This is a genomic window from Brevundimonas sp. (genome assembly GCF_036399195.1).
Lineage (GTDB): Bacteria > Pseudomonadota > Alphaproteobacteria > Caulobacterales > Caulobacteraceae > Brevundimonas.
The window spans coordinates 1-18,243 of record NZ_DASWNO010000246.1 but is presented as its reverse complement, the minus strand read 5'-3'; the positions used below and the strand labels follow the sequence as shown (position 1 = coordinate 18,243).

Genomic DNA, 18,243 nt, shown 5'->3' with positions numbered 1-18,243 from the left:
ATCGAGTCACTTCCAACTGCAGACCGCCGCGTTCAGCGCATCCGGCTGACGGCGGAGGGCCGAGCGCGCTTCGCCGCCATGGCGGCCGCCCACGAACGCTGGATCGACGCCGTCTTCGCGGACCTCAGCGACGCCGAGGCCGACGAACTGACCCGTCTGCTGGAACGCGCCAAGCGATCCCTGCACCTCACCAGCCAACAGGAGCCGAACGGATGAAGGCGCGCGAATACCAGGCCGTCCATTTCCTGTGGTCCGTGGACGACGAGGGCGTGGCGACCCTGACCCTGAACCGCCCCGAGCGGAAGAATCCGCTGACCTTCGAGTCCTATGCCGAAATGCGGGACCTGTTCCGCGCCCTGATCCACGCCGACGACTGTCGCGTGGTGGTCGTCACTGGCGCCGGCGGCAACTTCTCATCCGGCGGAGACGTGCACGAGATCATCGGCCCGCTGACGAAGATGGCCGCCCCCGGGCTGCTGCGCTTCACGCGGATGACGGGCGATCTGGTCAAGGCCATGCGCGGCTGCCCCCAGCCGATCATCGCCGCTCTCGACGGCGTCTGCGTCGGGGCCGGGGCGATCATGGCCATGGCGTCGGACCTGCGCATCGCCACGCCGCGCACGAAGACAGCCTTCCTGTTCACCCGCGTAGGCCTCGCCGGCTGCGACATGGGCGCCTGCTCCATCTTGCCCCGCCAGATCGGTCAGGGGCGCGCCTCGGAGCTGCTGTTCACCGGCCGCGTGATGACGGCCGACGAAGGCGAGCGCTGGGGCTTCCACAATCGCGTCGTCGAAGGCGAGGTCCTGATCGACACGGCGCTGGAGCTCGCGCGCGGCCTGGCTCGCGGCCCGACCTTCGCCCACGCCATGACCAAGAACCAGCTCAACCTCGAATGGGACATGAGCCTCGACGCCGCCATCGAGTCAGAGGCGCAGGCCCAGGCCCTGTGCATGCAGACGCAGGACTTCCGCCGCGCCTACGAGGCGTTCGCCGCCAAGCGCGAGCCGGTGTTCGAGGGGAACTGACGCCATGGCTGATCGCAGCTTCCTCGACTGGCCCTTCTTCGAAGACCGCCACCGCGCCTTCGCCGCCGATCTGGAGACGTGGGCGGAGCAAACAGCCGCTGTCGACCTGCACGGCGACCACGACTTGGACGGCGACTGCCGCACGATCCTGAAGGCGCTGGCCGACGGCGGATGGCTGCGCAAGGCGGTGCCCGACGCCGACGGAAAGCTGGACGTCCGCACCCTGTGCCTGACCCGCGAGACCCTTGCCCGCCGCTCGGGCCTCGCCGACTTCGTCTTCGCGATGCAGGGGTTGGGCTCAGGCCCGATCAGCCTGTTCGGCACGCTGGAGCAGAAGACCCGCTGGCTGCCGGATGTCGCCTCGGGCGCCGTCATCGCCGCCTTCGCCCTGTCCGAGCCTGAGGCTGGATCGGACGTCGCGGCCCTCTCCACCACCGCCCGCGCCGACGGCGACGGCTGGGTGCTCGACGGGACCAAGACCTTCATCTCCAACGGCGGTCTCGCCGACCGCTACACCGTCTTCGCTCGCACGGGAGGTGCCGAGGGCGCGCGCGGGATCAGCGCCTTCGTCGTCGACGCCGAGACGCCGGGCTTCGACGTGGTGGAGCGTATTCCGCTGATGGCGCCCCACCCGCTGGCCACGATCCGCTTCGACGGCTGCCGCATCGACGGCGACCGAATCCTCGGGGCGCCGGGCGAGGGTTTCCGCATCGCCATGGCGACCCTGGACGTGTTCCGCTCGACCGTAGCGGCCGCGGCGCTCGGGTTCGCGCGGCGGGCGCTGGACGAGGCCGCCACGCGCGCCTCGACCCGCCGCCTGTTCGGCGCGCCGATGAGCGATCTGCAGCTGGTCCAGGCCTCGCTGGCCGAGATGGCCCTGAAGGTCGACGCCTCGGCCCTGCTGATCTACCGCGCCGCCTGGCTCAAGGATCAGGGCGCGCCGCGCGTCACCCGCGAGGCCGCCATGGCCAAGCTCTACGCCACCGACGAGGCGCAGGTCGTCATCGATCAGGCGGTGCAGCTGTTCGGCGGCCTCGGCGTCGTCTCCGGCCATCCGGTCGAGCGGCTGTACCGCGAGATCCGCGCCCTGCGCATCTATGAGGGCGCCTCCGAGGTGCAGAAGATCGTCATCGCCCGCCAGCTTCTGGGCGCGGTTGCGGGAGGCCGCTGATGGAGCCCAGCGCCCATGTCGATCGCTTCGTCCTCGAAAACCTGCCGCCGCCGGAGCAGCAGCCGGAGCTGATCTTCAGCCTGCCGGAGCTGCAGTACCCCGCGCGCCTGAACGCCGCGACCGAACTGCTGCGCCGCGCCGTCGCCGCCGCCGGTCCCGACGGCTGCGCCCTGATCGATCATGACCACGAATTTTCATGGAGCCGGGTGGACGCGATCTCCGACCGCATGGCGCGGGTGCTGGTCGAGCAGATGGGGCTGGTCCCCGGCGCCCGCGTCCTGCTGCACGGCCCGAACTGCTCGTGGACCGTGCTGGCGTGGTTCGCGATCCTGAAGGCCGGCGGCGTCGTGGTCGCCACCATGCCGATGCTGAGGCCTGCGGAACTGGCCACGGTGGTGGAGAAGGCTCAGGTCAGCCACGCGCTTGTCTACGCCTCACTCGCCGAGGCGGTCGCAGAGGCCCAACGCGCCGTCCCGTGCCTGACCCGGGTGATGACCTCGGCGGCGCTTCAGGCCGCCGCGCAGGCCCAGCCGGCTGGGTCGCGCTTCGACGCGATCGACACCGCCGCTGAAGATCCCGCCCTGATCGCCTTCACCTCCGGCACCACCGGCAAGCCCAAGGGCTGCGTCCACTACCACCGCGACGTCTTGGCCATGGCGGATACGTTCGCGCGTCACATGCTGGATCTGGCGCCGGGCGACATCGTGGTCGGAACGCCGCCGATCGCCTTCACCTTCGGCCTCGGAGGGCTGGTGGTGTTCCCGGCGGCGGCGGGCGCCGCCACGGCGTTCGCCGACCGGCCGGGCTTCGAGGCCTTGGCCGAAACGATTGAGGTACGGAAGGCCACCGCACTGTTCACCGCTCCGACCGGCTACCGCGCGCTGCTCAAACTGGCCGGTCAGCACGACCTGTCGTCGCTGCGCACCTGCGTCTCCGCCGGCGAGGCCCTGCCCGCCGCCACCTCCGACGCATGGCGCGCCGCGACGGGAGTCCGGATCATCGACGGGATCGGCTCGACCGAGCTGATCCACATCTTCATCTCCGCCAGGGGCGACGACATCAGGCCCGGTTCCACGGGGAGGCCGGTCCCCGGCTATGAGGCCTGCATCCTTGATGACAACGACGGCCAGCAACCGCCCGGAGCGACGGGCCGCCTCGCCGTTCGCGGCCCGACCGGGTGCCGCTACCTCGCCGACGCGCGGCAGGCCGACTATGTCCGCAACGGCTGGAACCTGACCGGCGACATCTATCGGCAGGACGCCGACGGCCGGTTCTGGTTCGTGGCGCGGGCCGACGACATGATCGTCTCGGCTGGCTACAACATCGGCGCGCCGGAGGTCGAGAACGCCCTGCTGATGCACTCGGCCGTGGCCGAGGCCGCTGTCGTCGGCGTCCCCGACGAGGAGCGGGGCCAGATCTGCAAGGCGTTCGTGGTTCTGGCGCCCGGCATCGAAGCGTCTGGCGAGCTCCGGGCCGAGCTGCAGAAATTCGTGAAGGGCGTGATCGCGCCCTACAAATATCCCCGCGCGCTTGAGTTCGTCGACACCCTGCCCAAGACCCAGACTGGCAAGCTGCAGCGCTTCCGCCTGAAGGAAGCGATATGACCGGCCTGACCTTCACCGTCGAACGGCGGGTGCGGTTCGCGGACTGCGACGCCGCCGGCATCGTCTTCTATCCGCGCTATTTCGAGATGCTGAACGGGGTGGTCGAGGACTGGTTCGCCGGTCCGCTCGGGGTCTCGTTCCGCGAACTGCATCTGGAGCGCCACGCCAGCGTCCCGACGGCCGCGGTCGAAGCGCGCTTCATCGCCCCTTCGCGGCTGGAGGATGAACTGAGCTTCTCCCTGACTGTCACCCGGCTAGGCGGCGCCTCCTGCGGCCTGCGCCATCGGATCACCGCTGACGGCCTTACCCGGTTCGAAGCGACCCAGACCATCGTCTACGTCGGCGTTTCCCTGAAGCCTGAGCCGTGGCCGGACGCCCTGCGTGCGCGCATCGCGCCCTATCTGGAGGCCGCCCCATGAACCGGACCCTGCTGCCCGAAGGCTGGCCCCGGCCCAAGGGGTACGCGAACGGGGTCGCCGCCGAGGGCCGGATGGTGTTCGTCGCCGGTCAGATCGGTTGGGACGCGAACGGGGTCTTTCCAGACGGTTTCGCCGCTCAGGCCCGCCAGACGCTGGAGAACACCTTGGCCGTACTCGCCGAAGCCGACGCCGGTCCCGAGCATGTCGTCCGCATGACCTGGTACGTCGTGGACAAGCGCGAATACCTCGCCAGCCTGCGCGACGTCGGCGCCGCCTGGCGCGAACTGATGGGCTCGAACTACCCGGCCATGGCGGTCGTCGAGGTCAAGGGACTGATCGAGGACGCGGCCCGGGTGGAGATCGAAACGACAGCCGTGATCGGCACCGGATCGATCAGGTAGCGGCCCCGCCGCCCTCCTTCGGATCGCCGTCCCGGAAGCGCCACTTCATGAAGAGGACGCCGGACGCCATCACCAGGGCGCAGGCGTTCGCCACGATGATCGGCCAAGCCGTCGTCAGGATTCCGTAAGCGGTCCACAGGACGAAGCACGTCACTGTGAGGGAATAGGTCTTCAGCGACACTGACGACGCATCGCGCTCCTTCCAGATCTTGATGATCTGCGGCGCGAAGCTGGTGATCGAGCACAGGGCGGCGGCGGTGCCGACGAGGTTCGCCGTAAGATCGCTCATGCGGCCTGTTTCCGCCGTGAGGCCGCCTTGGCGAGCGGTTTGCGGGGGCCGGCCTGCTTCTTCGCCTCAGCCCTGTCGTCTTCCTTGCGCGTGGCGACGACAGGCAGCGCCCCGGCCCCGTGGACCCGGGCCGCACGGGCCTCGACGTCGGACAGGATCTTGTCCAACTGCTTCTCCGTCAGATGCTCGATGCCGATGAACCGCTCATCCGCAGATCGGACAGCGTGCAGAAGCTCATCGAGTTTCGCCTGAATCGCCGCGCCGTCGCGATTCTGGGTGTTCTGGATCAGGAACACCATCAGGAAGGTGACGATGGTCGTGCCCGTGTTGATGATCAGTTGCCAGGTCTCGCTGAAGCCGAACATGGGCCCGCTGAGGCCCCAGATGAGGACAACCGCAAGACAGGCCAGAAAGGTCCACGGCTTGCCGGCGATCCTGGCCACGCGGTTGGCGAGGGAGACGAAGAAGGCTTCCATCGTTCCGTAACCGCCAAGCCAGCCCCTTTGTTGCATTGCCGACATAGCGCTCCGGAGCTGAGCTACTGCGTCAGCGGCGGCGGCCGGCGCTCCCGCGTCCTCTGTTCGTAGGCGTGCCCCAGCGACAGGATGCGGGCGTCGTCCCACTTGCCGCCGATGAAGCTCAGCCCGATTGGCATGCCCCGGTCGAAGCCCATCGGCACCGTCAGGTGCGGATAGCCGGCGATGGCCGCCAGCCGGCTGGCCGAGCCCTGGCCGTCGTCGTCGTCCTCACGGTCGTTGGTCCAGGCGCGCGAGGTGGTCGGAGCGATCAGGGCGACGACGTTGTTGGTGCTCATCAGCCGATCGATGCCTTCCGGCCCGGCGGCGCGAAACGAGCGCTCCCGCGCCTCGACATAGACGGGCTCTTCCAGTCCGCCGGTCGCCTCGGCCCGCAGGAACAGTTCCTGGCCGAACAACTCCATCTCGCGCGGCTCGGCCTCGTTGAAGGCGATGAGGTCCGCCAGCGTCCGCGTCGGCACCTGCGTCGGGTTCGTAGAGGCGAGGTAGGCGTTCAGGTCGTGCTTGAGCTCGCTCATCAGCACCTGGATTTCCCAGCCGCCAAGCGCGCGGAAGTCCGCCGGCGGTTCCGTGATCTCGACGATATCAGCGCCCGCCGCTCGCAGCGCGGTCAGGGCCCGCTCGAACTCCGCCTGCGCCTCCGTGGAATAGTTGCCGACGATGAACCGCATCACCCCCAACCGCGCGCCACGCAGGCTGCCGGCGTCGAGAGCGGCGCGATAATCGACCTTGCGCGCGTCGGCCTCGGCCGTGGCTGGATCGGCGGGATCGGAGCCCGCGATCACCGTCAGCACGATGGCCGCGTCCTCGACCGTCGTCGCGATCGGCCCGGCCGTGTCCTGCGAATGGCTGATCGGCACGATGTGGGTCCGGCTGACCAGCCCGACGGTGGGCTTGAAGCCGACCACGCCGTTGACCGAGGCGGGGCAGGTGATCGAGCCGTCCGTCTCGGTGCCGATGGCCACCGGAACCAGCCCGATCGCGACCGCGACGGCGCTGCCGGCCGACGAACCGCAGGGGGTGCGCTCGGCGTCGTAGGGGTTGCGGGTCTGACCCCCGACCGCGCTCCAGCCGCTGATCGAGTTCGTCGACCGGATGTTCGCCCATTCAGACAGATTGGCCTTGCCGACGATGACCGCCCCGGCCTCCCGGAGGCGCGTGACCACCGGGGCGTCTCGTCCCGGCGCATTGTTGATCAGCGCCAGCGATCCGGCCGTGGTGGGCATGTCGGCGGTCTCAATGTTGTCCTTCACCAGGACCGAGAGACCGGAAAGCTCTCCCGGCCCGGTCACGAAGCGGGGAGCCCATGCGATCACGCTCCGATAGGGCGCGTCGGTCTCCCGCAGCATGTTCATGAAGGCTGCGGGGCTGTCGAACCGCTCACGGCAGACCTCGACCTCCGCCCCTTCGCGAAGGGGGCGACCCGAAGCGGCGGCGCGCTCCCGGAAGGCGGCCTGTTCCGCCGCCGGCATCTCACTGAGAAGGCGGCAGACGGGCGACGATTCTTGTGTCCGCGCCTCGGCTGTGGGAGCCGAGACCATCACGGAGCCGAGCGCCAGGAGGGAGGCTCCGATCAATCCCGCGCGGCGGGCGACCGTGTGCCGATCGTGCGGTCGAGGAAGTCGAGATACGTGCGCCATTGCTGGAGCTGCCTTTCATTGCCCCGGATGCCGTGACGCTGGCCCGGGTAGAGCATGAGTTCGAATGGGGTCGACGACGCCTGAAGCGCGTCGATGGTGCGGGTGGAGTTCTCGAGGATGACGTTGTCGTCCGCCATGCCGTGCATCAGCAGCAACCGACCGGTCAGGCGATCCAGTTGATCGACGACGTCCGAGGCCGCATAGCCCTCGGCGTTCGCCTGGGGCGTCGACATGAAGCGCTCGGTATAATGTGTGTCGTACAGGCTCCAGTCGGTCACCGGCGCGCCCGAAATGGCCGAGGTCAGCGCCATCTTCGGCTCCGTCAGCATGTGCAGCGTCATGAAGCCGCCGTAGCTCCATCCCATGGCCGCGATCCGGCTGTCGTCGACGAAGGGCAGCGACCGCAGATAGTTCGCGCCGAGGACCTGATCCTCGACCTCAGGCTGTCCCATCTTCAGATACAGCGCCTGTTTGAACGCCGCGGAGCGGTCGCCCTCGCCACGGTTGTCGAGGCGGAAGACGATGTAGCCCGCCTCGGTCAGCAACTGGTTGGTCGCGCCTTGCCATGACCGCCTGACGCCTCCGCCCGACGGGCCGCCATAGACCTGCATGACGACCGGATACTGTTTCGACGGGTCGAATCCCGGCGGCGTGGTCATCTGCCAGACGAGGGTCTCCCCATGGCTGGGCAACGTGCCGAATGTGACCTCGCCGCGACGCGACACGTAGGGCCGCATCGGGTGGTCCTCGTCCAGCCGGTTCTGTTCGATCCAGCGCACGAAGGTCCCGTCGGCGCGGTAGAGGCCGGACTGGGCGGGGGTGTCGAGGTCGGAGTAGTTGCCGACGAAGGCCGTGCCGGTCTGGTTGACAGACGCGCTCCACCAGCCGCCCGCGGGGGTGACCGCCACCGGTTCGATCGCACGCCGCAGCGAAGCGCGGAACAGCTGCTGCTCGATCGGCAGTTCGCGGCCGGCGCGCATCGAGGCGGTGAAGAACACCTCCCCGGTCTGCTGGTTGACGCCGTTCAGGCTCTTGACGGGCCACGGGCCGCGCGTGATGGCGCGCAGCCGACGGCCCTCGCGGTTGTGCAGATACAGGTGCCGCCAGCCGGTCTCCTCCGACGACCAGATGAAGTCGCCGTTATCCAGAGCCTTGAAATCGTTGGTCAGCGGAACCCACGCGTCCGATCGCTGGGTGGCGATGACCCGCGAGACGCCGGTGGCGGGATCGACGCTCATCAGGTCCAGCCGCTTCTGGTCGCGGCTCTGACGCTGGACGTAGAGGGTGCGGCCGTCGGCCGACCAGTTCACCCGCGCCAGGTAGATGTCCGTGTTCTCGCCGAGGTCGACCTTGACCCGCCCGCCGCCGACTAGGTCACGGACGTAAAGCTCGACCACCGCGTTCGGGCGGCCGGCGCGCGGGTAGCGCTGCTGCACGGTCGTGGCGCCGCCGCCAGTGATGTCCAGACGGGGAATGACGTCCACCGATGACTCGTCGGTGCGCTGCAGGGCGATGAAGCGTTCGTCCGGGCTCCACCAGTAGCCGGTGTCGCGGTCCATCTCCTCCTGAGCGATGAACTCGGCGGTGGCCCAGGTGATCAGGCCGTCGCCGTCGTCGGTGATCGGCGTCTCGGCGCCGCTGGCCAGATCGACCACGACCAGATCCTGATCGCGCACGAACGAAACATAGCTGCCCTTCGGCGAGACCTTGGCGTCGATCTCGTCGGCCTCGGTCTCCGTCAGACGGCGGACGGCGCCGCCCGCCCGCTCGGCCAGGAAGATGTCGCCTTCCAGCGGCGCGAGGATGTAGCGCCCCTGCTGGTCCCAGGAATATTCGACCACCCCGCGCTGGCTGATCCGCATCCGCTCACGCCGGGCCTTCTCGGCCTCGGACAGCTCGCCCGCATCAGGAACCAGCGCCCGCGCGTCGATCAGCTTGAACGGCTCGCCCTCGCCCGTCGGCGCCGCCCACAGGTCCAGCACATCGACGTCGTCCTCCCGCGAACGCAGGAAGGCCACCAGTTCGCCGTCGGGCGACAGGGTGACGCCCCGCGCCACCGGTCCGGCCAGGCTCGGGTTGGCGAAGACGCGTTCGGGCGTGAGGACCGCGGGGTCTGTTTGCGCCGATGCCGCGGTGAACGGAGACAGGGCGGCCAGGAACAGGGTCGAGACGAGAAGTTTGTTGCGCATGGCCCGGACGCTAGCGGGGGTTTCATTCGCCGTCATCCCCATTCCGACGACGTGTCGGTCGAGATCGCTCCGCGACACCGCCGCCCTTCCCCGCCGGCCCGTCTGACCCTAAAGACGGCGCCAATGACCGACGTCGCCGTTTCACCGCCGCCCGCGAAAGCCTCAGCCTTCCACGAACTGGAAGTTCTGTGGGTCAAGCACTGGACCGATCAGCTGTTCAGCTTCGCCATCGCGCGGCCCGAGGACTTCCGCTTTCGCTCAGGCGAGTTCGTGATGATCGGCCTGCCCGGCGAGGACGGCGGCAAGCCGGTTCTGCGGGCCTATTCCATCGCCAGCCCCTGCTGGGACGAGCAGCTGGAGTTCCTGTCGATCAAGGTCCCGGACGGCCCTCTGACCTCGCGGCTGCAGAAGATCCAGCCGGGCGACAGCGTGCTGATGGGCAAGAAGCCGACCGGCACCCTCGTGCTGGACGCCCTGACCGGGGGCGAACGCCTGTGGCTGATCGGCACCGGCACCGGTCTGGCGCCGTGGATCAGCGTCGCGCGTGACCCAGACACCTACGCCCGCTTCGGACAGGTCGTGGTCTGCCACACCGTCCGCAACGTCGCCGACCTAACCTACCGCGACTTCTTCACCAGCGGCATCCACGAGGATCCCCTCGTGGGCGACGAGGCGAAGGCCCAGCTGGTCTATTATCCGACGGTGACTCGCGAGGCGTTCGAGACGCCCGGCCGGATCACCGACCGCATCAAGTCCGGCGCGCTGTTTGATGACCTGCGCCTGCCTCAGGGCTTCTCGCCCGACCGCGACCGGGTGATGCTGTGCGGGTCCATGGCCATGATCAAGGAAACGGGCGAACTGCTCGAGACCTTCGGCCTGAGGGAAGGCTCGAACGCCGAGCCCGGCGACTATGTGCTGGAGCGCGCCTTTGTCGGATAGCGTCCCGATCGACCCCCGCACCGCTCCCGAGGCCTGCGCCTCCATGGCCGAGGTCAGGGCCGGCGTCGACGCGCTGGATCGCGCGCTGGTGCTGCTGCTGGCGGAGCGCCAGCGCTACATGGACGCCGCAGCCCGCATCAAGCCGGACCGCTCGGTGGTCCACGACGACGCCCGCATCGAGGATGTGATTGCGAAGGTGCTGGCGGCGGCCGAACCCGCAGGTCTCTCGCCAGAAATCGCGGAGCCCGTCTGGCGCACCCTCATCAACCGCTGCATCGCGCACGAGCTCGCCGTCTGGGACCGCACGCGCGTCTGACCGTCCGCGCCAGCCGAGCGGCTCCCCAAGCCGTGGGGGCGGGCGCCGCTGCTGAATCAGGTGGTCAGCCGATCTTCTCCGCCCCGGTCGCCCGATCGTCGTGGCGATCGACCGCACCGTCGGACAGCGTGACAGGACGCCTCGCGCCGCCTAATCGGTGAGGCTCCACCGGAGCGGTCCATGGCCTACAAATCCCTGCGCGACTTCATGGCCATGCTGGAGGCCGAAGGCGAACTGGTGCGGGTCTCCGAGCCGGTCTCGACGCATCTGGAGATGACCGAGATCCAAACCCGGCTGCTGCGCAATGGCGGTCCGGCGGTCTTGTTCGAGAAACCGGTCATGCCGGACGGCTCGATCAGCCCCATCCCCTGCCTCGCCAACCTCTTCGGCACGGTGAAGCGGGTCGCCATGGGCGTTACCCTCGACAAGAAGGCGCGCACCACCGCCGGGGAACTGCGCGAGGTCGGCGAACTGCTGGCCTTCCTCCGCAATCCGACACCGCCGCGCGGCTTCAGCGACGCCATGGAAATGCTGCCGCTGGCGCAGACAGTGATGTCGATGCGCCCGAAGGTGGTGAAGACCGCGCCGGTGCAGCAGGTGGTGCTTAAGGGCGACCAGATCGATCTGACGTCGCTGCCGGTGCAGGGCTGCTGGCCGGGCGAGCCGGCGCCGCTCATCACCTGGGGGCTGGTCGTGACCAAGGGCCCTTCGGATGACCGCGAGGACGACTTCAACCTGGGCATCTATCGCATGCAGGTGCTGGGCAAGGACAAGGCCATCATGCGCTGGCTGGCGCACCGGGGCGGGGCGCAGCACTACGCCCGGCACAGGAAGCGCAAGACAGGACCCCTGCCTTGCGCAGTAGTTCTGGGGGCCGATCCCGGGACGATTCTGGCGGCGGTCACGCCGGTGCCGGACACCCTGTCGGAATATCAGTTCGCCGGCCTGCTGCGCGGCGCCAAGGCCGAGCTGGTACCCTGCAAGACGGTGCCACTGATGGTCCCGGCGCAGGCCGAGATCGTGCTGGAGGGCCACGTCCTGCTGGACGAGTTCGAGGACGAGGGCCCCTACGGCGACCACACCGGCTACTACAACTCGGTCGAGAAATTCCCGGTCTTCAAGGTCTCGGCCATCACCATGCGCCGCGACCCCATCTATCTGACCACCTTCACCGGCCGGCCGCCGGACGAGCCGTCAGTGCTGGGCGAGGCGCTGAACGAGGTCTTCATCCCGCTGCTGCGGGCGCAGTTCCCCGAGATCACCGACTTCTGGCTGCCGCCCGAGGGCTGCAGCTACCGCATCGCCGTGGTGTCGATGAAGAAGGCCTACCCCGGCCACGCCAAGCGGGTGATGCTGGGCGTCTGGAGCTACCTGCGCCAGTTCATGTACACCAAATGGGTCATCGTCGTGGACGACGACATCGACGCCCGCGACTGGAAACAGGTGATGTGGGCCCTGTCGACCAAGATGGACCCGGCGCGGGACATCACCCTGATCGAGAACACGCCGATCGACTATCTGGACTTCGCCAGTCCCGAGAGCGGTCTCGGTTCCAAGATCGGACTCGACGCCACGGATAAATGGCCCCCAGAGACCAAGCGCGAATGGGGCGAGGAAATCCGCATGGACGAGGCGGTCGTGGAGCGGATTTCCGCGCTCTGGGATCGGCTCCGCCTCCCTGGCGACGGTCGGCCGATCTGGAGGTGAACGCCGCGCGGCCAAGCTTTCTGCAAGGCTGAACCGGCTCAAATCTGTCGTAAAGAGACTTCCCAAATGACAGATTGGTAATCTAACGTGGGCGTTCGCATCATTTCCATGGACCCCGCCCGATGAAGATTGCCCTCGTTCTGGCCGCCGCCCTTCTGACGGCGGCGCCCGTCGTCTCCTTCCCAAGTGCAGCCGATGCGCAGGTGTTGACCGGCCGCGGTCGCGCCACGCCGGCGCGCCGCCCGTCGCGCCCGCCCCCGCCCGCCCTGACGGAAGCCGAGGAAGACCGGCTGTGGGATGCGGAGGCTGAACTCGCCTCGCTCGAGGAGCAGATGACCGCGCTCGAGACGCCGCCGGAAGGGCAGACGGCGCTGAGCGCCGAACAGCAGACCCAGCTGCAGGCTCACGCCACCCGGCTGCGCGAGGTCCAGACCGTCATCGCCCAGTTGAAGGCCAAGCGCGACCGTCAGCGCTAGGTCGACGTATCGGAGCCGCTTCGGCGGCTCCGATACGCATTACGGCGGGCGCCGGTCTTGCGGGACCGCGCCAACCGCGCCACGACAGGGTCATGCGAAGCGCCCTTCTGTTCGCGGCCCTTGCCGCCCTGTCGACGAGCCCTGCGATGTCCCAAGACCCCGGAAACCGAGCCGTGCCCAACGCGGCCCCGTGGGATCAGCCGTTTCTGCCGCCCGCGCCCGCGTGGAACGGCGCCAGCCGATCCCTGCTGCGGGACGCGTCCGACCCCTGGGTCACGGCTTTCGAGGCCGATCCGGCGCATGACTTCAGCCCGGATTACGCGGCGACCAGGGCGTGGTTCGATCGCCTCGACGCCGCCTCAGACCTGATCCGCATCGAGCAGTTCGGCGTCTCGCCGGAGGGGCGCCCCATCTACGCGGTGGTGGCGTCGAAGGATGGGGCGGCGTTCGATCCGTCCAAGCCGGTGCTGCTCGCCCAGGCCGGCATCCATCCGGGCGAGATCGACGGCAAGGACGCGGGAATGATGCTGCTCCGCGACATCGCCGTTTACGGCAAGTCGGATTTGCTGGACCGGGTCAACCTGATCCTGATCCCGATCCTGTCGGTCGACGGCCACGAGCGGGCCAGCGCCTACAGCCGCCCCAACCAGCGCGGGCCGCGCATCCAGGGCTGGCGCAACACCGCCACCAACCAGAACCTGAACCGGGACTATCTGAAGCTGGACCAGCCGGAGATGCGGGCGGTTCGCAGCCTGATCGTTCGATACCGGCCCGACCTCTACGTCGACATCCATGTCACCGACGGCATGGATTACCAGTACGACGTCACCTACGGCTACAACGGCGAGAATGGAGTGTATTCCCGGTCCCCGGCCAGCGCGCGATGGCTCGACGAGGCGTTCAAGCCGGCGGTAAACGCCGCGCTGGAGGGAAGCGGGCATATCCCCGGGGAGCTGGTGTTCGGCGTCGGCGACGACCCGCGGGCGGGCCTGTCCGACGGCGGGCTGGGCGAGCGGTTCTCCAACGGCTGGGGCTCGGCGGCCCATGTGCCGACCATCCTTATCGAGAACCATAGCCTCAAGCCCTACGAGCAGCGGGTGCTGGGGACCTATGTCTTCCTCGAAGAGGCGATGCGTTCGCTGGCGCGCGGCGGCTCTGAGCTGCGCGTGGCCATCGAGGCCGACAAGGCGCTGCGCCCGGCGGACATTCCGGCCAATTTCGAGTCCGATCCGACGCCGGTCTCGACGCGCGCCTTCAAGGGCATCCGTTATGAGATGTACGACAGCCCGGCCTCGGGACGCCGGGAAATCCGCTGGCTGGGCGAGCCAGATCCCGAGCTCTGGTCCCTGCCCTTCTACGGCTCGCGCCCGACCCTGACCCTACGGCGGCCGACCGCCTACTGGGTGCCCGCCCACCGATCTGACATCATTGAGCGGCTGGGCCTGCACGGCATTCGCATGGAGCCGATCGAGCAGCCGCGGACCGCTTCGGTTGAAATGCTCAGACTGCAGGACCCCAAGCTCGCGCCTCGCGCTAACGAGGGCCGTGTGGCGGTCACCATCTCGGGCGTGACCGCCGAGCGGCGGGACTGGACCTGGGCTCCAGGCTCGGTGCGGGTGCCGACCGATCAGCCGCTAGGCGACATCGTCGTCCTGTTGCTTGAGCCGCAGTCTTCGGAGAGTTTCTTCGCCTGGGGCCTGTTCCCCGAGGTCCTGAGCCGCGTCGAATACATCGAGGGCTACGCCATCGCGCCCCTGGCTGAACGGATGCTGGCGGCCGATCCGGCGCTCAGGGCTGAGTTCGAGGCGAAACTGGCGGCCGATCCAGCCTTCGCCGCCGACGGTGACGCGAGATTGGCGTGGTTCTATGAAAGAACTCCGTTCTATGATGACCGCTACCGGCTCTACCCGGTGGCCCGCGAGGCCTGACCATGCTCGAGATGACCGCCCTGCACGCCGCCGGCTTCTGGAACGGTCTTCTCGTCCTGCTGCTGATCGCACTGGCCTTCCGGGTCATCTCGAACCGTCGGAAGCACAGGGTCCTGTTCGGCGACGGCGGCGTCGAGCAGATGACGGTGGCCACCCGCGCCTTCGGCAACGCCGCCGAATACATCCCGGTCGGCGTCGGCGCCCTCATCCTGATCGCCCTGCTCGGCTATCCAGCCTGGGCGGTCCACGCCGTGGGAGGGGTTCTGTTCGCCGGCCGCCTGATCCACGGCGTGGGGCTGAGCCACGGCAAGGGCCCCGGCGTTGGACGCCTGGTCGGCATGGCCCTGACGGTCGTCGCGCTCGCAGCGGCGGCCATGCTGCTGATCGTCTGTCCGCTGCTGGCCTGACGCCGGTTGCGTCTCCCGGAGCCTCCCGCCATATCGGGGCATGTCCGAACGTCCGCCGTCCGCCGCCTCCCCCGACATCCTGCCTGACCTGATCGCGGCGGCGCTGAGAGCCGGGGCCGACGCGGCCGAAGCGGTGTCTGCCGAGCGCGCCGCCCTGTCCGTCGGCGTTCGCAACGGCGTCCTGGAAGATGTGGAGCGCGAGGAAAGCCGCGACCTCGGCCTGCGCGTCTTCATCGGGCGGCGCCAGGCGACCGTTTCGGCGTCGGACCTGTCCGAAGCGACCCGGAACCGGCTGGTCGAGAGGGCCGTCGCCATGGCTCGCCTCGCCCCCGAAGACCCCTTTGCCGGTCTGGCCGCGCAGGACCGGCTGGCCCAGGGCCCGTATCCCGAACTCGATCTCTACGACGCAACCGAACCCGGCGCGTCGGAACTCGAGACCGCCGCGGCCGAGGCCGAGGCCGCGGCCTTGGCCATCCCCGGCGTGGCCAAGTCGGAAGGCGGCCATGCCTCGGCGTCATCGAGTCGCTGGCGGCTGGTGACCTCGCACGGTTTCGACGGCGCCTATCACGGCTCGGCCTTCTCCTTGGGCGCGGGCGTGATCGCCGAGAAGGACGGCGCGATGGAACGAGGCGGCGAGCACCGTTCGGCGCGGCACATGGAGGACATACCCTCGGCCGCCTCCATCGGCGCGGAAGCGGGACGCCGCGCCGTCGCCCGCACCGGACCGCGCAAGATCGCCTCTACCACCGCGTCGGTCATCTTCGAGAACCGCGTCGCCGCGCAGGTGCTATCGCCGCTGCTGGGGGCGATTTCCGGCCCGTCGGTGGCGCGCGGCACCTCGTTCCTGAAGAACCGGATGGATCAGAAGGTCCTGCCCGCGGGCGCCGATCTGATCGACGACCCCTTTCGGCCTCGAGGTCTCGGCTCGACGCCCTTCGACGACGAGGGCGTCGCCGTCTCGCGCCGCTCCATCGTGGAAGACGGCGTGCTGACGACCTGGCTGCTCAACAGCGCGGCGGCCGCCCAACTGGGCCTCACCTCGACCGGCCACGCCTCTCGAGGGCTCGCAGGTCCGCCCGGGGTAGCGACCCACAATCTGCACCTCCAACCTGGCGAGCGCGGCCTTGCCGGTTTGATGGCCGACGCGGGAACCGGCCTGCTGGTGACGTCAATGTTCGGACCCTCTCTGAACGCCAACACCGGCGACTGGTCCGCCGGAGTTTCGGGCTTCTGGTTCGAGCAGGGTGAGATCGCCTGGCCCGTCAGCGAGGTCACCGTGGCGGGCAATCTGCTCGACCTCTACGCCCGGATGGAGCGCGGATCGGATCTCGAGTTCCGCGGTTCCTTCAACAGCCCGTCCCTGCTGTTCGACGCCGTCGCCATCGCGGGCAAATGACGGGTCTCGCCGCCGATCTGGAGCTGATCCGCAGCGCCGCCCTCGAAGCCGGCGCCCTTGCTCTTCAGGCGCGGGACAAGGGCCTGAGGATTTGGTCCAAGCCGGGGGGCTCGCCGGTCACCTCCGCGGACATGGCCGTGGATCGTCTGCTGCGCGAGCGGCTGCTGTCCGCGCGCCCCGACCACGGCTGGCTGTCGGAGGAAACCGCTGACGACGCCCTGCGCCTGTCGCGCCGGCGCATCTTCGTGGTCGACCCGATCGACGGCACCGTGGCCTATATGAAGGGCAAGCCGTGGTGGTGCATTCCCATCGCCGTTGTCGAGGACGGGCGCCCTGTCGCGGCAGTCATCCATGCGCCGGCCCTGGGTGAAACCTTCACCGCCACCCTGGGCGGCGGGGCCCGGCTGAATGGACAAACCATCACAGCATCCGACACCGCCGATCTCGACGACGCCTCTGTGTTGGCGGACGCGCGGCTGCTGGAGGGGCCGGAGTGGGCCGAGCCGTGGCCGACGATGCGTTTCGAGAAGCGCAACGCCATCGCCTACCGCATGGCGCTGGTCGCCGCCGGAGCGTTCGACGCCGCGATCGCCCTGACGCCGAAATGGGACTGGGACGTCTGCGCCGGAGCCCTGATCGTCGAGGAGGCGGGCGGCGCGGTGACCGACCATCACGGCGGCGGCTGGCGCTTCAATCAGGCCGATCCGCGCCAGAACAGCCTCGTATGCAGCGCTCCGGCGCTTCACCCGTTGATCGTGCGGCGCACAGCGCCTATTCCGCTCGCGCCCCGCCAGAGCTCCCGGACACCCGCATGACCACCGCTTCCGACGCCCCTCAGCTGCTTCACCTCGTCATCGGCGGAGAGCTGCGCCACCTCGACGCGCCCGTCTTCCGGGACCTGAGCAAGGTGGAGTTCGTCGGCGCCTTCGCCAACTACGAGGAAGCCAGGGCGGCGTGGAAGGCGCGGGCGCAGGCCACGGTCGACAACGCCCACATGCGCTACTTCATCCTGCACGCCCACCGACTGATCGACCCGCGCGGCGACGCCATGGAAGCCGGCAGCCGGCACTGATAGGGAACTGACCTCCGCGCTCGCGCACTTTGCCTGCACAGTCACGCTGACCCGGAGAACCCCATGACCGTCGCCTTGATCGTAGTCGCCCTGGGCATTCTCGGCGTCGCCATCGTCGCCTTCGCTGTTCGCAAGAAGCCGTCCGAGACACGCACCGGGCCGCGCGAGGGCGACACCGCCTGGAACGACCCGATCGAGGGCGTCGAGCCGACTGTTCCCGAGACCCGGACCGATGGCTTCGATGACGCGCAGCGCGCGCCGACCGACACCCGGCCGTGATCCTGTTCGGCCGCACCTTCGACGGGCAGGCGATCGCCTCGCTCGTCTTCTTGCTGCTGGTGCTGGTGATGTGGATCAGCGCCTTGCGCGGAGAGCGGGGCTGGAAGCGCTGGATCAAGCGGTCCCCGGACGACCGGGACACGCGCCGCGCCGCCGGGGTTGAAGGGAAGGATCCTCCGCCCCCCGCCTCGACACCGCCGCGCGATCCGCGCCGGCCCTGGGACTGACGCGGCCTACTCCCGCTTCAACAGCCGCTCGGTCAGCAGCGTTCCCCACCATCCGGCCTTGAACTCGGCCCGGATGGCCTTGGTGTCGTAGGCGTCGCTGTCGATCCAGTCGATGAAGCCGATCCCCTTCGGCTCCGCCTCCCGCAGGTATTTCTCCAGCGTGAAGTCCAGCACCCCCGTGAGACCCTCGCGGTGGTGCAGGTATTTCTTCGACAGCTGGCC

The 18,243-nt window shown here is 68.8% G+C and carries 20 protein-coding genes and 2 pseudogenes; 17 read left to right on the top strand and 5 right to left on the bottom strand.

The features are described from left to right. The 6 genes and pseudogenes from VGB60_RS10950 to VGB60_RS10925 all read left to right on the top strand — a co-directional run. Positions 1–216, top strand: a pseudogene (locus VGB60_RS10950) (hypothetical protein); the annotation flags it as partial. Further along, positions 213–1,025 (top strand): enoyl-CoA hydratase family protein, encoded by an 813-nt coding sequence (locus tag VGB60_RS10945; RefSeq protein WP_331038294.1) that lies wholly within the window; start codon positions 213–215, stop codon positions 1,023–1,025. The pseudogene VGB60_RS10950 and the gene VGB60_RS10945, both read left to right, overlap by 4 nt. A gap of 4 nt (positions 1,026–1,029) precedes the next feature. Next, positions 1,030–2,196: an acyl-CoA dehydrogenase family protein gene (locus VGB60_RS10940; RefSeq protein ID WP_331038293.1), complete on the top strand. Its 1,167-nt coding sequence runs from the start codon at positions 1,030–1,032 to the stop codon at positions 2,194–2,196. After that, a complete protein-coding gene (locus tag VGB60_RS10935; protein WP_331038292.1) occupies positions 2,196–3,800 on the top strand; it encodes an AMP-binding protein in 1,605 nt (534 codons plus the stop codon). Before VGB60_RS10940 ends, VGB60_RS10935 begins: the two co-directional genes overlap by 1 nt. Further along, positions 3,797–4,219, top strand: a complete 423-nt coding sequence (locus VGB60_RS10930; RefSeq protein WP_331038291.1) for a thioesterase family protein — start codon at positions 3,797–3,799, stop codon at positions 4,217–4,219. Before VGB60_RS10935 ends, VGB60_RS10930 begins: the two co-directional genes overlap by 4 nt. After that, positions 4,216–4,620, top strand: coding sequence for a RidA family protein (locus tag VGB60_RS10925; protein ID WP_331038290.1), 405 nt, complete (start codon positions 4,216–4,218; stop codon positions 4,618–4,620). The genes VGB60_RS10930 and VGB60_RS10925 overlap by 4 nt, the downstream gene beginning before the upstream one ends. Here the strand turns inward: VGB60_RS10925 and VGB60_RS10920 are convergent. The 4 genes from VGB60_RS10920 to VGB60_RS10905 all read right to left on the bottom strand — a co-directional run bounded on the left by VGB60_RS10920 (position 4,613) and on the right by VGB60_RS10905 (position 9,274). After that, on the bottom strand, positions 4,613–4,909 hold the full coding sequence (locus tag VGB60_RS10920; protein WP_331038289.1) for a SemiSWEET transporter: 297 nt from the start codon (positions 4,907–4,909) through the stop codon (positions 4,613–4,615). The two genes, VGB60_RS10925 and VGB60_RS10920, sit on opposite strands and share 8 nt — an antisense overlap. Further along, on the bottom strand, positions 4,906–5,385 hold the full coding sequence (locus VGB60_RS10915) for a low affinity iron permease family protein (RefSeq protein WP_331038288.1): 480 nt from the start codon (positions 5,383–5,385) through the stop codon (positions 4,906–4,908). Before VGB60_RS10915 ends, VGB60_RS10920 begins: the two co-directional genes overlap by 4 nt. A gap of 62 nt (positions 5,386–5,447) precedes the next feature. Next, positions 5,448–6,800: an amidase gene (locus VGB60_RS10910; RefSeq protein ID WP_414644518.1), complete on the bottom strand. Its 1,353-nt coding sequence runs from the start codon at positions 6,798–6,800 to the stop codon at positions 5,448–5,450. Between the two features lie 218 nt (positions 6,801–7,018). Next, a complete protein-coding gene (locus VGB60_RS10905; protein ID WP_331038286.1) occupies positions 7,019–9,274 on the bottom strand; it encodes a S9 family peptidase in 2,256 nt (751 codons plus the stop codon). 123 nt (positions 9,275–9,397) lie between these two features. Here VGB60_RS10905 and VGB60_RS10900 point away from each other — a divergent pair, with 123 nt between their 5' ends. The 11 genes from VGB60_RS10900 to VGB60_RS10850 all read left to right on the top strand — a co-directional run bounded on the left by VGB60_RS10900 (position 9,398) and on the right by VGB60_RS10850 (position 18,021). Then, positions 9,398–10,213: a ferredoxin--NADP reductase gene (locus VGB60_RS10900; protein ID WP_331038285.1), complete on the top strand. Its 816-nt coding sequence runs from the start codon at positions 9,398–9,400 to the stop codon at positions 10,211–10,213. Then, a complete protein-coding gene (locus VGB60_RS10895) occupies positions 10,185–10,529 on the top strand; it encodes a chorismate mutase (protein ID WP_331038284.1) in 345 nt (114 codons plus the stop codon). The genes VGB60_RS10900 and VGB60_RS10895 overlap by 29 nt, the downstream gene beginning before the upstream one ends. Before the next feature lie 180 nt (positions 10,530–10,709). Then, the gene (locus VGB60_RS10890; protein WP_331038283.1) at positions 10,710–12,236 is read left to right on the top strand and encodes a UbiD family decarboxylase; all 1,527 of its coding nucleotides are present in this window, start codon (positions 10,710–10,712) and stop codon (positions 12,234–12,236) included. 122 nt (positions 12,237–12,358) lie between these two features. Further along, on the top strand, positions 12,359–12,712 hold the full coding sequence (locus VGB60_RS10885; protein WP_331038282.1) for a hypothetical protein: 354 nt from the start codon (positions 12,359–12,361) through the stop codon (positions 12,710–12,712). A 92-nt stretch (positions 12,713–12,804) separates the two neighbouring features. Beyond that, positions 12,805–14,640 carry a M14 family metallopeptidase gene (locus VGB60_RS10880; RefSeq protein ID WP_414644517.1) on the top strand — a complete coding sequence of 612 codons (1,836 nt, stop codon included), beginning with the start codon at positions 12,805–12,807 and terminating at the stop codon, positions 14,638–14,640. Positions 14,641–14,642: 2 nt separating this feature from the next. Then, positions 14,643–15,047, top strand: a complete 405-nt coding sequence (locus VGB60_RS10875) for an MAPEG family protein (protein ID WP_331038280.1) — start codon at positions 14,643–14,645, stop codon at positions 15,045–15,047. A gap of 40 nt (positions 15,048–15,087) precedes the next feature. After that, positions 15,088–16,443, top strand: coding sequence for a TldD/PmbA family protein (locus tag VGB60_RS10870; protein WP_331038279.1), 1,356 nt, complete (start codon positions 15,088–15,090; stop codon positions 16,441–16,443). Then, positions 16,440–17,258, top strand: coding sequence for a 3'(2'),5'-bisphosphate nucleotidase CysQ (locus VGB60_RS10865; RefSeq protein ID WP_331038278.1), 819 nt, complete (start codon positions 16,440–16,442; stop codon positions 17,256–17,258). The genes VGB60_RS10870 and VGB60_RS10865 overlap by 4 nt, the downstream gene beginning before the upstream one ends. Next, on the top strand, positions 17,255–17,515 hold the full coding sequence (locus VGB60_RS10860) for a DUF4170 domain-containing protein (protein WP_331038277.1): 261 nt from the start codon (positions 17,255–17,257) through the stop codon (positions 17,513–17,515). The genes VGB60_RS10865 and VGB60_RS10860 overlap by 4 nt, the downstream gene beginning before the upstream one ends. Positions 17,516–17,578: 63 nt before the next feature. Further along, positions 17,579–17,794, top strand: a complete 216-nt coding sequence (locus VGB60_RS10855; RefSeq protein WP_331038276.1) for a hypothetical protein — start codon at positions 17,579–17,581, stop codon at positions 17,792–17,794. Continuing rightward, positions 17,791–18,021 (top strand): hypothetical protein, encoded by a 231-nt coding sequence (locus VGB60_RS10850; RefSeq protein ID WP_331038275.1) that lies wholly within the window; start codon positions 17,791–17,793, stop codon positions 18,019–18,021. Before VGB60_RS10855 ends, VGB60_RS10850 begins: the two co-directional genes overlap by 4 nt. A 6-nt stretch (positions 18,022–18,027) precedes the next feature. Here the strand turns inward: VGB60_RS10850 and VGB60_RS10845 are convergent. Further along, a pseudogene (locus tag VGB60_RS10845) lies at positions 18,028–18,243 on the bottom strand (protein tyrosine phosphatase); the annotation flags it as partial.